Origin of the sequence: Streptomyces flaveolus (genome assembly GCF_044765825.1) — a bacterium.
GTDB classification, from domain to species: domain Bacteria; phylum Actinomycetota; class Actinomycetes; order Streptomycetales; family Streptomycetaceae; genus Streptomyces; species Streptomyces flaveolus.
Genome location: NZ_JBIWKU010000010.1, coordinates 175,406 through 189,082, shown reverse-complemented (window position 1 = coordinate 189,082; position 13,677 = coordinate 175,406). Strand labels below are relative to the sequence as shown.

At 68.9% G+C, this 13,677-nt stretch carries 11 protein-coding genes; 5 read left to right on the top strand and 6 right to left on the bottom strand.

What is annotated here, in order from left to right; genetic code table 11:
* The first annotated feature begins 28 nt into the window (after positions 1 to 28).
* The 3 genes from ACIRG6_RS27935 to ACIRG6_RS27925 all read left to right on the top strand — a co-directional run bounded on the left by ACIRG6_RS27935 (position 29) and on the right by ACIRG6_RS27925 (position 2,255).
* Entirely contained in the window at positions 29 to 1,381 is a 1,353-nt protein-coding gene (locus ACIRG6_RS27935) for a class I SAM-dependent RNA methyltransferase (RefSeq protein ID WP_364677576.1), read from the top strand.
* Between the two features lie 290 nt (positions 1,382 to 1,671).
* Positions 1,672 to 1,866, top strand: a complete 195-nt coding sequence (locus ACIRG6_RS27930; RefSeq protein ID WP_364677578.1) for a ribbon-helix-helix protein, CopG family — start codon at positions 1,672 to 1,674, stop codon at positions 1,864 to 1,866.
* A complete protein-coding gene (locus ACIRG6_RS27925) occupies positions 1,863 to 2,255 on the top strand; it encodes a type II toxin-antitoxin system death-on-curing family toxin (RefSeq protein WP_364677580.1) in 393 nt (130 codons plus the stop codon). The genes ACIRG6_RS27930 and ACIRG6_RS27925 overlap by 4 nt, the downstream gene beginning before the upstream one ends.
* 550 nt (positions 2,256 to 2,805) lie before the next feature.
* On the opposite strand, the gene ACIRG6_RS27920 is transcribed toward ACIRG6_RS27925, so the two are convergent.
* From ACIRG6_RS27920 to ACIRG6_RS27910, 3 genes are all read right to left on the bottom strand, one after another.
* The gene (locus tag ACIRG6_RS27920) at positions 2,806 to 3,678 is read right to left on the bottom strand and encodes a carbohydrate ABC transporter permease (protein ID WP_364677582.1); all 873 of its coding nucleotides are present in this window, start codon (positions 3,676 to 3,678) and stop codon (positions 2,806 to 2,808) included.
* Complete coding sequence (locus ACIRG6_RS27915; RefSeq protein WP_364677583.1) at positions 3,675 to 4,649, bottom strand: carbohydrate ABC transporter permease; 975 nt, start codon at positions 4,647 to 4,649, stop codon at positions 3,675 to 3,677. Before ACIRG6_RS27915 ends, ACIRG6_RS27920 begins: the two co-directional genes overlap by 4 nt.
* A gap of 108 nt (positions 4,650 to 4,757) precedes the next feature.
* Positions 4,758 to 6,080 carry an ABC transporter substrate-binding protein gene (locus tag ACIRG6_RS27910; RefSeq protein ID WP_364677585.1) on the bottom strand — a complete coding sequence of 441 codons (1,323 nt, stop codon included), beginning with the start codon at positions 6,078 to 6,080 and terminating at the stop codon, positions 4,758 to 4,760.
* A 272-nt stretch (positions 6,081 to 6,352) separates the two neighbouring features.
* On the opposite strand from ACIRG6_RS27910, the gene ACIRG6_RS27905 reads away from it, so the two are divergent.
* Both ACIRG6_RS27905 and ACIRG6_RS27900 read left to right on the top strand, forming a co-directional pair.
* Entirely contained in the window at positions 6,353 to 8,788 is a 2,436-nt protein-coding gene (locus ACIRG6_RS27905) for a glycoside hydrolase family 2 protein (RefSeq protein ID WP_364677586.1), read from the top strand.
* Positions 8,785 to 9,813: a LacI family DNA-binding transcriptional regulator gene (locus tag ACIRG6_RS27900; protein WP_364820132.1), complete on the top strand. Its 1,029-nt coding sequence runs from the start codon at positions 8,785 to 8,787 to the stop codon at positions 9,811 to 9,813. The genes ACIRG6_RS27905 and ACIRG6_RS27900 overlap by 4 nt, the downstream gene beginning before the upstream one ends.
* 166 nt (positions 9,814 to 9,979) lie before the next feature.
* On the opposite strand, the gene ACIRG6_RS27895 is transcribed toward ACIRG6_RS27900, so the two are convergent.
* The 3 genes from ACIRG6_RS27895 to ACIRG6_RS27885 all read right to left on the bottom strand — a co-directional run bounded on the left by ACIRG6_RS27895 (position 9,980) and on the right by ACIRG6_RS27885 (position 13,672).
* Positions 9,980 to 10,933 (bottom strand): ROK family protein, encoded by a 954-nt coding sequence (locus ACIRG6_RS27895; RefSeq protein WP_403324927.1) that lies wholly within the window; start codon positions 10,931 to 10,933, stop codon positions 9,980 to 9,982.
* 84 nt (positions 10,934 to 11,017) lie between these two features.
* The gene (gene manA, locus ACIRG6_RS27890) at positions 11,018 to 12,256 is read right to left on the bottom strand and encodes a mannose-6-phosphate isomerase, class I (RefSeq protein ID WP_403324926.1); all 1,239 of its coding nucleotides are present in this window, start codon (positions 12,254 to 12,256) and stop codon (positions 11,018 to 11,020) included.
* Positions 12,257 to 12,346: 90 nt separating this feature from the next.
* Complete coding sequence (locus ACIRG6_RS27885) at positions 12,347 to 13,672, bottom strand: cellulose binding domain-containing protein (RefSeq protein WP_403324972.1); 1,326 nt, start codon at positions 13,670 to 13,672, stop codon at positions 12,347 to 12,349.
* Positions 13,673 to 13,677 lie beyond the last annotated feature (5 nt).

Below are 13,677 nucleotides of genomic sequence, written 5' to 3'. Positions count from 1 at the left end.
TCGTCCCGTTCTCTGGAGTCACCCCGCCATGCAGGCAGAACCGAAGAAGTCGCAGGCGGAGTCCCGGGCGGTCTCGCTGGTGGGGGAGGAGTACGAGGTCGAGATCGGCCCCGTCGCCCACGGCGGCCACTGCATCGCCCGCACCTCCGAGGGGCAGGTGCTGTTCGTGCGGCACGCGCTGCCCGGTGAGCGGGTCGTGGCCCGGGTGACCGAGGGCGAGGAGGGCGCACGCTTCCTGCGCGCGGACGCCGTCGAGATCCTGGACGCCTCCAAGGACCGCGTCGAGGCACCCTGCCCCTTCGCGGGCCCCGGCCGCTGCGGCGGCTGCGACTGGCAGCACGCCAAGCCGGGTGCCCAGCGCCGGCTGAAGGGCGAGGTCGTCGCCGAGCAGCTGGCGCGCCTCGCGGGCCTCACCCCCGAGGAGGCCGGCTGGGACGGCACGGTGATGCCCGCCGAGGGCGACAAGGTGCCCGCCGGGCAGGTCCCGTCGTGGCGCACGCGCGTGCAGTACGCCGTGGACGACGAGGGCCGCGCGGGCCTGCGCAAGCACCGCTCGCACGAGGTGCAGCCGATCGACCACTGCATGATCGCCGCCGAGGGCGTCAGCGAGCTGGGCATCGAGCGGCGTGACTGGACGGGCATGGAGTCCGTCGAGGCGATCGCGGCCAGTGGCTCCCAGGACCGGCAGGTCATCCTGACCCCGAAGCCGGGCGCACGGCTGCCCATCGTCGAACTGGACCGCCCGGTCTCCGTCATGCGGGTCGGCGAGAAGGACGGCGGCGTCCACCGCGTCCACGGCCGCCCCTTCGTCCGCGAGCGCGCGGACGGCCGGACCTACCGCGTCGGCAGCGGCGGCTTCTGGCAGGTCCACCCGAAGGCCGCCGACACTCTGGTCACGGCGGTCATGCAGGGCCTGCTGCCCCGCAAGGGCGAGATGGCCCTCGACCTGTACTGCGGGGTCGGCCTCTTCGCGGGCGCCCTCGCCGACCGCCTCGGCGACGAGGGCGCGGTCCTCGGTATCGAGTCGGGCAAGCGCGCCGTGGAGGACGCGCGGCACAACCTCGCCGGCTTCGACCGCGTCCGCATCGAGCAGGGCAAGGTCGAGGCGGTCCTGCCGCGCACGGGCATCACCGAGGTCGACCTGATCGTCCTGGACCCGCCGCGCGCGGGCGCGGGACGCAAGACGGTGCAGCACCTGTCGTCGCTGGGCGCGCGGAGGATCGCGTACGTGGCCTGCGATCCCGCTGCGCTGGCCCGGGACCTGGGGTACTTCCGGGACGGGGGGTACCGGGTGCGGACGCTGCGGGTGTTCGATCTGTTCCCGATGACTTCGCACGTGGAGTGCGTGGCGATTCTCGAGCCTGCTGGCAAGGGGTCCTGACCTGCGCTTTTGTTGCCCGGGTGGGTTGCTCGACCTGGTTCCCTCCGTACAGCGGTTCGAGCGAGCGGTTCGATCTCTACAACTCGCTGACCTGCGGATTCGTGGGCGAGGTGCGTGCATGGGCGACGCCCTCGGTGGGGCTTTCGGAGATTCTTGACGCTCGGATGACGCCCGAAACAAAGGCCCTGCTGCACCTTCGCAGGCGCTGTGAGTCGCCATCTTCGGCACACGCTTTTGGGGAACAGGACACTTGACTGCGCCGCGTGATACCGGTCAGGTATCATGCCTGTATGGCGATGACACTCCGACTCCCTGATGACCTTGACGCGAAGCTTACGGAGCGTGCTCGTCGGGAGGGCCGCAGTAAGCAGGAGCTTGCCATCGAGGCCATCCGTGATGCCCAGAAGCGGGCCGAGCTGAAGGTCGATGACGTCCTGGCCGAGCTGATGGACAGCGATGCGGAGATCTTGGACTACCTGAAGTGACCGATGTGCGCTACCTCCAGATCGACGAAATCCTGGCCATCGCCCGCACGGTCAACGGTACCGAACACAGCGTGCGCGACATGGGCCTCCTCGTGTCGGCGATCGAGCGACCCCGGACCAACGTGTTCGGGGCCGAGCTGTATCCCACGCTGCACGAGAAGGCTGCGGCACTGCTGCACTCCGTCGCCCGCAACCACGCGCTGATCGACGGCAACAAGCGCACCGCCTGGCTCGCCATGCGTGTCTTCCTGCGGTTCAACGGCGTCAGCGTGAGGACCGTCCCGCCGCCCGTTTCCGTGGCCGGCCCGTTCGTCGAGGACGTCGCACAGGACAACATCGACGTACCGGTCATTGCCAAGCGCTTGTCAGCCTGGTTCCCCGTTTCCTGACGTTCAACGACGTGAGGGCAGGGCTGGCGCGTGCCCCGCCCTCACGCGCTCCCCGGCCTTGCCTGGGTCAGGTGTCACTTGTCCGTGCAGCAGTCCCCATGGTCGTCACGGACAGCGAACGACGCTTGCTGTGGTGCAGCCCAGCACGGCCCGCGAGCTGCGCGGACATCACCCACGCACGCCAGTTGGGGGTGGTCGGGCTTCTGGTCGGCGGGCCCGCGGTGGAGATTCCCGCCGATGCAGGCGACAGCGCAAAGCTGACTCCTCACGTCGTATCCGCGTCGAGTACGGCATCGCCCACCTGAAGGACCATCGGGACCTGGCCGGCCGCCGCGAGCACATGAGCGACACCGTCCAGGCCCTCGCCGGCCTGCTGTCCCGTCAACAGACCGCGGACCCGACGTTGGCACGGCAGACCGAGCCCCACCGCCACCCTCGACGCCGATCTGCCGACCGTGCACGAGCTCGTTGGCGACCTGGGCGGCCCCAACGGCGCCTTCGGCACACCCGTACGTTCGTCCAACAGAACCGGCGCGGCGGTGGAAACCGCCTACTTCGTGGCTCCTTGGGCGAAGCCGTTGTAGATGTAGCGCTGGAGGAACAGGAAGATTACGAGTGTCGGGACGATGACGAGGACGGCGCCGGCGGAGATGCTCTCCCAGTGCGCCCCGAAGGGCCCCTTGAACCGGAACAGGGCCGTTGACATGGTCCCGAGGTCCTCTTCGGGCATGTAGAGGAACGGGATGTAGAAGTCGTTGTACGTGGTGATGCCCTTGATGATGACCACGGTGGCGATGGCCGGCTTCAACAGCGGGAAGATGATCTTGCGGTAGATGGTGAAGGAGTTGGCGCCGTCGAGCCGCGCCGCCTCGTCGAGGGACTTCGGGATGCCGCGGATGAACTGCAGGAAGATGTAGATGGCCACGATGTCGGTGCCCATGTACAGCAGGATCGGGGCCCAGCGGGTGTTGAACAGCCCGAAGCTGTTGACGACCTGGAAGGTTGCAACCTGGGTCGTTACGGCCGGCACCAGCGTGGCGATCAGGAAGAGGGCCATGACGAGCTTCTTGAAGCGGAAGTCGAAGCGGTCGATGGCGTACGCGGTCATCGAGCCGATGATCACGGTGCCGGTGATGGAGAACAGCAGGATGAAGGCCGTGTTGCCGAAGGCCTGCAGCATGTGGCCGTCGTTGAACGCCGTGGCGTAGTTGGAGAAGTTGAGCCAGTCGTCCGGCAGGGCCAGGGCGCCCTGGCCGTCGGAGATCTCGCCGTAGGACTTGAGCGAGGTCAGGAAGATCACGACGAGCGGCAGCAGCACCACGAGAGAGGCGACGACCAGCGACAGGTACGTCAGGGCGGAACTGACGCGCGGGCGGCGGCGCGCCTGCTCCTGCGCGCGGCGGGCGGGGGCAGTGAGGGTCATACGAGGTCCACCTTCTCGTCGGGCACGAGGCGGCGCTGGATCCAGGTGATCACCAGGATGATCGCCAGCAGCACTACCGCGCAGGCCGAGGCCAGGCCGGTCTTGTTGAACTGGAAGGCGAACTTCACCGTCTGGATGACGAACGTCGAGGTCTCCGTCGCACCGCCGGTCATGATGTACGGGATCTCGAAGACGGAGAGGGAGCCGGAGATCGCCAGGATGACGCTCAGGCTCAGCACCGGCCGGATGCTCGGCGCGATGATGTGCCGGAACTGCTGCCAGCGGCTCGCGCCGTCCAGTTGGGCGGCCTCGTAGAGCTCGCCGGGGATCGACTGGATCGCGCCGAGGAACAGCACGAAGTTCAGGCCGGTAAAGCGCCACACGGACACCCCGGCCATGGAGGTGTTGGCCGACTCGGGAGTGCCCAGCCAGGCGTGGTCGGTGCCGACACCGAACCAGGACAGGACCGAGTCGAGCGTGCCGCCGTCCTGGAAGAAGTACAGGAAGACGAAGCCGATGGCGACTCCGTTGATCAGGTACGGGAAGAACAGGATGCCCTTGAAGAGGTTTCTGAAGCGCAGGTCGAAGCTGAGGACCGCGGCGAAGTACAGCGCGATGAGGATCTGTACGACGGACGCCGCGAGGTAGTAGAAGCTCACCGCGAAGACCCGGAACAGCTCGGGGCGGGTGAAGATCTCGGTGTAGTTCTCCGTGCCGACGTAGTTGCGGTCGGGGCTGACGCCGTCCCAGTCGGTGAAGCTGTAGTAGATCATGTTGCCCACCGGCACGTAGGTGAACGTGATCAGCAGGGCGAGGGGCGTCAGGAGGAACAGCCACGGCGTGATCTTGCGCATCGGCCGGTCGCGCCAGGAGGCGCCGGCCTGTGCGCTGTGTCGGGAGCGTTGCTTGCCGGTGTGGCCCGGCCCGGTGGCCGGGGCGGGTGGTGAGGCGGTGGATGCGGTTCGGGTCATCGCGGAGTCAGGGCCTTTCGTCGTCCGCTGAGGGCGCTGGGCGCCGGGTCCCGCTCCGGGGAGGCAGGGCGGGGACCCGGCGGGTGCTGGGCGCAGGCGGGGCCGGGGTCAGGAGTCGGCGGTCTGCCTGGCCTCGGCCCAGCGCTTGTTCAGGTCGTCGAAGTAGCTCTTGAGTGATCCGTCGGTGGCGCCGCGGGCGGTGTCGATGAGCTTCTTCCGGTAGTCCGGCTTGTTGAGCCCGATCTCGGAGGCGTTGTCGATGGCGTCCACTTCGGCCGTCCGTGCCGCCGAGCGCTCGATCGTCTTGACATCGTTGTCAACGTAGTCCTTGAGTGTCTCCGGCAGACCCTCGGACTTGAGGGCGGAGACGGCGCCCTCCTTGGCCGCGTACCCGGACTTCTCGGTGAACCAGTCGATCCACGCCCGTGCGGCCTCCTTGTGGTCGGAGTGGATGTTGACGGCCTGCTGGTAGTCGGAGACGAGGGTGGAGCAGAACGTGCCGTCCTTCTGCGACGGGAGCGGCATGAAGCCGATGTCGTCGGGATTCTGGCCGGCCTTCTCGGCGGCGTCCCGCATCTGGTTGATGGCCCAGGAGCCGAGCACCATGCTGCCCACCTTGCCCTTGGCCAGGAGGGTCTTGGAGCTCTCCCAGTTGGTGGTGGCCGGGTCCTTCTCCGACAGCTTCTCGTGGACGATGTCGTAGAGCAGGGTGTCGAGGGTGTTGAGGTCGTTGCCCTCGGCCCACGGTTCGTCCATCTCGGCGAGCTTGTCGTGGCTCTGGGTGTCGCAGCTGATGGAGCCGACGCTGTTGGTCCAGGGGCTTTCGAGCGGCCAGCCGTCCTTGAAGTTGGTGTAGTACGGAGTCGCCCCGGTCTTGTCCTTTACGGCCTTGAGGTCGGCGAGGAACTGCTCGGTCGTCGTCGGCCAGTCGGTGATCCCGGCTTTCTTGAACAGCGCCTTGTTGTAGACCAGGCCGTTGGCGGTTCCGAAGGTGGCGATGCCGTAGGTCTTGCCGTCGACGTCGGTCTTGTCGGTGAAGCGGTACTTCGGCTTCATCGACGAGGTCTCGCCGAGCGGGGCGAAGAACTTGGGGTAGTCGCCCTTGGCCACCGCCGACGGGATCAGCAGGACGTCGCCATAGTCCTCCGTGTTCATGCGGATCTTCACCTCCCCCTCGTAGTCGGTGAGGCCCTCGAACTTCACCTTCACGTCGGGGTAGGTCTTGTTGAACTCGGCGGCGTACTTCTTCATCGTCCCGTCCTCGACGAGGTCGGTGCGGTTGGTGAGCACGGTGATGTCCCCCGAGACGCCGTCCGGGTTCACCGGCGCTGCGGCGGTCTCGCCGGCATCCGTGCTTCCCCCTCCGCTGCACCCCGCAACGGTCAGCATCGCGGTCGCGAGCAGTGCGACGCTCAGCGTCCTCTTCCCCATGTGCCCAGCTCCTTTCCAAGGATTACGGCTCGGGCTCCGGTGGTGGTTGACGGCGACTATGTCAGTCGGTCGTGAACCGGTAAAGCTTCCCAATCCCTCGCGATACTCAATCGTTACCTGAGGTGAGAGCCATAGCAAGGTGATTCAAGTAACTGCTGTGCCGGTGGGAGGGGTTCTGTCGTGCAGAGAGGGCTAGACCGGTTCACTTCTGTGGGGTTAGGTTGAGCCGCGTTGCATACGACACGGGGCCCGTCCCGCCGAAGGAGCCGTACATGAAGGAAGTCGTCCCGCTCGCCGAGGGCTGGAGCCTGAGCCACAGCGATGACCTACTGCCCGCTCAGGTCCCCGGCTGCGTCCACACCGATCTGCTCACGGCCGGGCTGATCCCGGACCCCTTCCTCGGTGTCAACGAATCCGACGTGGCCTGGGTCGGACAGCGGTCCTGGACCTATGTCCGCGAGTTGCCGGCCGCCGACACGGCCGGGGAGCAGTACGAGCGGACCGACCTGGTCTTCGACGGACTCGACACCGCCGCGACCATCACGCTCGACGGCCGGGAACTGGGCCGCACCAGGAACATGCACCGGCGTTACCGCTTCGACGTCACCGGGCGCCACGGGCGCCTGGAGGCGGCCTTCGCCTCCGCCTACGACGAGGCGGCCTCGGTGCGGGCGGTGACGGGGGAGCGCCCCAACGTCTACCCGGAGCCGTTCCAGTACATCCGCAAGATGGCCTGCAGTTTCGGCTGGGACTGGGGCCCGACCCTGGTGACCGCCGGGATATGGCGCCCGGTCCGGCTGGAGCGGTGGTCGACGGCCCGGCTGGCCGACGTGCGCCCCCTGGTGACGGTCCACGGCGGCACGGGCCGCGTCGAGGTGCGCGTCGAGGTCGAGCGGACCGCGCAGGGGACGGCCCGCCCGCTCGTCGTACGTGCCACCGTGGGGGACGGCCTCGCCGAGGCGCGCGCCGCGGTGCAGGGCGCGCACGCCGTACTCACCCTTGAGGTGCCCGATGCCTCCCTGTGGTGGCCGCGCGGCTACGGGGACCAGCCCCTGTACGACCTGGAAGTCACGCTGGTCGAAGAGGCCGGCGAGGAGCGGCCCCTCGACACCTGGCACCGGCGGATCGGCTTCCGGACCGTGGCACTGGACCGCTCGGCGGACGAGCACGGCACCGGATTCACCCTCGTCGTCAACGGCGAACGGATCTTCGCGCGCGGGGTCAACTGGATCCCCGACGACGTGTTCCCCTCCCGGATCACCCCCGAGCGCTACCGCACCCGGCTGCGCCAGACCGCCGACGCGGGCGTGGACCTGGTGCGGATCTGGGGCGGCGGCATCTACGAGGACGACGCCTTCTACGACACCTGCGACGAACTGGGCCTCATGGTCTGGCAGGACTTCCTCTTTGCCTGCGCGGCCTACCCGGAGGAGCAGCCGCTGCGCGGCGAGGTCGAGGCCGAGGCCCGCGACAACGTTGTCCGGCTCATGTCGCACCCCTCACTCGTCCTGTGGAACGGCAACAACGAGAACCTCTGGGGCTTCCGCGACTGGGACTGGGAGCCCGAGCTGCGCGGCGACTCCTGGGGCGGCGGCTACTACCTGGACCTGCTCCCGCGGATCGTCGCCGAACTCGACCCCAACCGCCCCTACACCGCCGGTAGCCCCTGGTCGGGCTCCTGGGACCACCATCCCAACGACCCGGCCCACGGCACGTACCACTCCTGGGAGGTCTGGAACCGCCGGGACTACGCCGAATACCGCGACTCGGTGCCCCGCTTCGTGTCGGAGTTCGGCTGGCAGGCCCCGCCCGCCATGGCGACCCTGCGACGCGCGCTGCCCGGCGAGCGGCTCGCGCCCGACTCGCCCGGCATGCTGCACCACCAGAGGGCCGAGGACGGCAACGGCAAGCTGAACCGGGGCGTCGAGCGCTACTTCGCACTGCCCGAGGACGACTTCGACCGCTGGCACTACCTCACCCAGGTCGTGCAGGCCCGCGCGATTGCCACCGGGATCGAGCACTGGCGCTCGCACTGGCCCGTGTGCGCCGGCACCATCGTCTGGCAGATCAACGACTGCTGGCCGGTCAGCTCCTGGTCGGCCATCGACGGCGACGGCCGGCTCAAGCCGCTCCACCACGAACTGCGCCGGGTCTACGCGGACCGGCTCCTCACACTCCAGCCCGGCGACGGTGACGACGGCCCCGTACTCGCCGTCGTCAACCAGGCCGCCGAGCCCTGGCAGACACGTGTGACCCTGCGCCGGCTGCGGGCGGACGGCACCGAGGTGGCCGAGCGCGTGCTCGACGTGACCGTCGCCGCCCGCTCGGTGCACCGGCGGGCCGTGCCGCCGGACCTGGCCCCCGCACCGCAGTCGACCAAGGAGTTCCTCGTCGCCGACAGCGAGGACCTGCGGAGCGTGCACTTCTCCGTGACGGATCGGGAGTTCGCCTACCCGGTCCCGCACTACGACGTGGCTGTGGAGTCCCCGATGGGTTCCGGGACGGGTAATGTCGAGGTCGTGGTAACCGCACACACCCTCGTACGCGACCTCCTCCTGCAGGCCGACCGGCTCGGCCCCGACGCGGTCTGCGACACCGGACTGCGCACCCTGCTCCCCGGCGAACGGCTCCGCCTGCGGGTCTCTGGTGCGACCGACACCGGGGCCAACGCCGTGCGAGCGGCACTCTTCTGCGTGGAACCGGCGTGAGCAGACAGTCCGTACGGGTCACCATCAAGGACGTGGCCGCGGCCGCCGGCGTGTCCAAGGGGGCCGTGTCGATGGCTTTCAACGACAAGCCGGGGGTCTCCGACGCCACCCGGGAGCGGATCTTCGCGGTGGCCCGGCAGCTCGGCTGGGCCCCGAACGCCTCGGCCCGCAGCCTGTCGCGCCAGTCGGTGGACACCGTCGGGCTGGCGATCTGCCGGCCTGCCCGACTGCTGGGCCTGGAGCCCTTCTACATGGAGTTCGTCTCCGGCATCGAGAGCGTGCTGGCCGAACGCGACTGCTCCCTGCTGCTGCGTCTGGTCGGCTCGCTCGACGAGGAGATCGGGCTGCAGGAGCGCTGGTGGCGGGAGCGGCAGATAGGGGGTTCGATCCTGGTCGACTTCCATCACGAGGATCCCCGGATCGCTCCGCTGCGGCGCATCGGCCTCCCGGCCGTGGCCGTCGGCCACCCGTCCCTCACCGGCGGGTTCCCGTCGGTGTGGACCGACGACGCCGCCGCAGTCGCCGAGGCAGTGCGCTACCTGGCGGTGCTGGGGCACCGGCGCATCGCACACGTGGGCGGCCCCCACGGGCTCGGACACAGCGCCATCCGCACGACCGCGTTCGAGCAGACCATGGCTGAACTCGGCCTGGAGAGCGGGCCGCACATCGAGACGGGATTCTCGGGCGAGGACGGCGCACGCGCCACCCGCTCCCTGTTGCTGTCCGCCGCGCGTCCCACGGCCATCCTCTACGACAACGACATCATGGCGGTCGCCGGACTCGGTGTCGCCGCCGAGATGGGCGTCTCCGTGCCGGACGACGTGTCGCTGCTGGCATGGGACGACTCCCAGTTGTGCCGGCTGACGCATCCGACGCTGTCGGCGATGAGCCACGACGTGCACGGCTTCGGTGCGCAGGTCGCACGGGTGCTGTTCGAGGTGCTGGCCGGTCACGACGTTGCGTCCCAGCCCGTCGCGACACCGTCACTGGTACCGCGGGCGTCGACCGCCCCACCCCCTTCGTAGGGGTGGCGGAGACGGACGGCTGAGGGGCGCGGCGCCATGCCGCGCCCCTTCGCGTGTGGGCCCGGCCCGCTTGGGAACGGCCCGCCGAGAATGTGGGCAAGGGATGTCGGAGACGAGAAAAAAAGCTCGTCAGAGACACTCGATTTGCAACGCTCACCGAAACCGGTTAAGCCGCAGTGGCTCCGCCCAATTTGTCGAAATGCTGCCGAGCGGCCGCCGCCGCACCGATCAGACCCGCGTCCCGCGCCAGTGCCGCCGGGCGCACCTCGAGGCCGCGGACGAAGTCGAGCACCGAGAACGCGCGCAGATGGCGGCGCAGCGGTGTGAACAGTGTCTCGCCCGCCTGCGCGACGCCTCCGCCGATGACCGCGACCTCGATCTCCAGCAGCGCCGCGCTGCCGGCGATCGCGGCGGCGAGTGCTCGGGCCGAGCGGTCGTACGCGGCCAGGGCGCGCTCGTCGCCCTCGCGCGCGGACACGGCGACCGCGGCGGCGGAAGGTGGCGAACCCGGTCGGGGAGACCAGCCCGTCTGTACCGCGTAGCGGGCGATGGCGGTACCGCTGGCGTATCCCTCCACGCATCCCCGCGCACCGCAGGCGCAGGGCGGTCCGTCGATGCCGACGGAGATGTGGCCTATGTGTCCGGCGTTCCCCGAGGGGCCGGGATGCAGCCGGCCGTCCAGGACGTATCCGCCGCCGACGCCGGTGGAGACCACCATGCACAGGGCGTTGTCCACACCGCGGGCGGCGCCGAGCCAGTGCTCGGCTGCGGTCATGGCCACGGCGTCCCCGAGCAGGACGGGTTCGAGGCCCGCGAAGAGCATGGGATGGGCGCGCACGCTCTCGACGAGGGGGAAAGTGCGCCAGGCGGGGATGTTCACGGGGCTCACCGTGCCGGCCACGGTGTCGACGGGGCCGGCGCTGGCGATGCCCACACCACGCACGGTGCCCCAGGCCGGAGCGGCCGACAGCGTGTCGATCACGGCGTCGACGGTTCGCGCCATGCGGTGCGTGGATTCCCCCGCGGGCGTGGGCAGTTCGGCGCGGTGGACGACGGACCCCCCTTCGTCCACCAGCGCTCCCGCGATCTTGGTCCCTCCGATGTCCAGGGCGGCGTACACCGATACGGTCCTTTCTCCGGTCGGCCCCAGGGCCTCGAACCGGGCGGTGCGGTGTCGAGGATCTCGCAGGAGGCGACAACGTTGTCAATTGAGGGGAGGAGAGTCCTGAACGAGCGAGGAGGGCTTGTCCGGGCTCAGGCCGACGGCGGCCACGAACAGGGTGCCCCTGCCTTCCACCAGGACGTCCTCGTCCGAGGCGGGGAGGAAGCAGGAACTGCCGGCTGCGAGTCGCAGTGGTTCGGTGCCTCCCGTGGACAGCCGGGCCGATCCGTCCGCGCAGAAGGCGATGCGAGGGCCGGTGGCGGGCACGAGAGGTCCGTGAGAGCCGTCGAGTTCGGTTTTGTAGAGGGCGAACTCCCTCGCCGGGCAGTCGTACAGCCAGGTGGGTCCCGGCCCCGCGACCCCGGTGGGTGTGACCACGGGCACGCGCACCGCCGGATTGGTGATCCGCAGCAGTTCGGGCACGTTCACCTCCTTGGCCGTCAGTCCCGCGCGCAGCACGTTGTCGGAGTTGGCGAGCAGTTCCAGGCCGACACCGTGCACATAGGCGTGCAGTCCGCCGGCCGGCATGAACAGGGCGGTGCCGGGCTCCAGGACGCGGTGGTTCAGAAGCAGGGAAGCCACGAGGCCGAGATCGTCGGGGTGATGTCGCGCCATACGCACCAGCGCGGCATACGCGGCGGCATGGGGGTTCGCGGACCGTGCCAGGCGCCGACTCGATTCCACGACGGCTGACACCAGCGGCGCGCGCTCGTCCGGCGCCCGTTCCAGGACAGCGCGCAGGGCCTCGGAAAGGCCCTGCGCGTCGGTACCGCCACGCAGCAGTCCGATCACCGGACGCAGGCCGTCGACCCCGAGGTTCTCCAGGAGCTGTGCGGCCTCCTCGCGGTCACGGAAACCGGCCAGAACCTCGAAGCGGCTCAGCGCGTAGAGCAGTTCGGGCTTGGGCCAGTCGTCCGCGTAGGGTCCGCCTCCGCCCTCGGCCTGCTGGGCGGCGAAGGCCGAGCGTGCCTGTTCCCGGTCCGGGTGGACCTGTATGGACAGAGGCTGCTCGGCGGCCAGCACCTTGAGCAGGAACGGCAGCCTGTCCCCGAACTCCCGGACGCATGCGGCTCCCAACTCCCTGTGCGGGTCTTCGGCCACGACGTCCAGGAGTGTCGTGGCCTGTCCGCCGCGGGTCGTCCCCGCGGCGCCGGAGGGATGCGCGCCCATCCACAGCTCCGCTTCCGGCCCGGCGGAAGGAGTACTCCTCCCTTGCAGCCGGGCCAGTGCGTCACGTGAACCCCATGCGTACGGCTTGATGATCGGTTGAAGTAGATCCACGGCGGTACGTTAACCGCGGCCGAACAGATTCCGCAGGTTTTCCGACCCCTGTTATTGAACCGGTATAGTAGTGGGTCGTCGACTTTCGGATCAGGCTGATGAGCACGCCGTTCCGTTCAGCGTGAAGGAGGCCGGGACGCCGTTCGTGCCGGCCTGGGAGGCGCCGCTGAACCCGAAGTTCACTGTCGCACCGGGGGCGATGGACGTGTTGTAGCCCGAGGGATGGGCCACGGTCACGCTGCGACCGTCCTGGACGTGGGTGGCGTTCCAGATCTGGGTGACGGACTGGCCGCCGGGGAAGGTGAACGACAGCTCCCACCCGTCGAGCGTCGTGCTGCCGGTGTTGTGGATGGTGACGTCGGAGTTGAAGGTTGCCCCCCAGTCCGACAGCCGGTAGTCGACCCGGCACGGTGTACCGGCCGTGGGTGACGCGGTGGGCGTGCCGGTCGGGTCCGGTGTGGTGGTCGGCTCAGGGGTCGTCGTCGGCTCTCCGGTGGAGGGCGAGGAGGTCGGGGTGCCCGTGGGGGAGGTGTGACCGCTCTTGGCGGCCATGCGGTCGGAGTGGGCGCGGAACACGTCGAGTTCCGCATCACCCTGAGTGACACCGAACTTCCCGTCGATCTCGCGGTCCTGATACCACCAGAAGGCGCTGCCGTCGCCGCCTGCCGCCTCGAAGTCGACGTAGATCTCGCTCCACCAGGCCGCCCGGTCGACGTTGTGGACGTTGAACTCGCCCATGAAGAAGGGTTTGCCGACCTTCTCGTGCGAGTCGGTGATCCAGGCCCGGATCAGTTCCTTCGTCTCGTCCAGGGTCAGGTTGGCCCAGTGCTCCGTCGGGTAGGGATGCGCCGAGGTGAAGTCGAGGTACGGCGACTGCTGGAGATGGACGAAGGGGTTGCCCTCGTCGCCGCCGAAGCCGTACTGCGTGCCGTGTCCCTCGATCCCGGCGCCGAGCAGGTGGTTGGGGTCGATCTCCTTGACGAAGGCCCCCATCTCGTCGACCCAGGCACGCAGCGTGGTCCCCTCGACGTTCTCCACGTCGCTCTGGCCCTCGTAGCGCGGCTCGTTCATCAGGTCCCAGGCGAAAATGGTCGGGTCGTCCTTGTACTTGACGCCGCTGTAGTGGTTGGTCCGGTTGAGGGCGTGGCTCACGTAGTTCTTGTAGGACGTGAAGCATCCCGGGCAGCGGGCCTTGTCGAAGAACGCGGCACGGGCCGCCTGGCCACCGGAGAGCCCCTCCCAGCGCAAACGTGTGTCGATGCCGCCGTACGCCTCCCAGTAGTTCTCGAAGACCGGCATGAGGCGCAGCCCGTGCGTCCTGGCGGACTCGATGACGTAGTCGAAGAGCGCGAACTGCTGCTCGTCGTAGACACCTTCGGACTTCTCGAAGCCGTGCCAGCTCTCGTGGCTGAACAGCCACA

What these genes read in the sequence shown, in the direction of transcription:
- ACIRG6_RS27935 (WP_364677576.1), top strand. Translation starts at nt 29, where the DNA reads ATGCAGGCAGAACCGAAGAAGTCGCAGGCGGAGTCCCGGGCGGTCTCG.
- ACIRG6_RS27930 (WP_364677578.1), top strand. Translation starts at nt 1,672, where the DNA reads ATGGCGATGACACTCCGACTCCCTGATGACCTTGACGCGAAGCTTACG.
- ACIRG6_RS27920 (WP_364677582.1), bottom strand. Translation starts at nt 3,678, where the DNA reads ATGACCCTCACTGCCCCCGCCCGCCGCGCGCAGGAGCAGGCGCGCCGC.
- ACIRG6_RS27915 (WP_364677583.1), bottom strand. Translation starts at nt 4,649, where the DNA reads ATGACCCGAACCGCATCCACCGCCTCACCACCCGCCCCGGCCACCGGG.
- ACIRG6_RS27910 (WP_364677585.1), bottom strand. Translation starts at nt 6,080, where the DNA reads ATGGGGAAGAGGACGCTGAGCGTCGCACTGCTCGCGACCGCGATGCTG.
- ACIRG6_RS27905 (WP_364677586.1), top strand. Translation starts at nt 6,353, where the DNA reads ATGAAGGAAGTCGTCCCGCTCGCCGAGGGCTGGAGCCTGAGCCACAGC.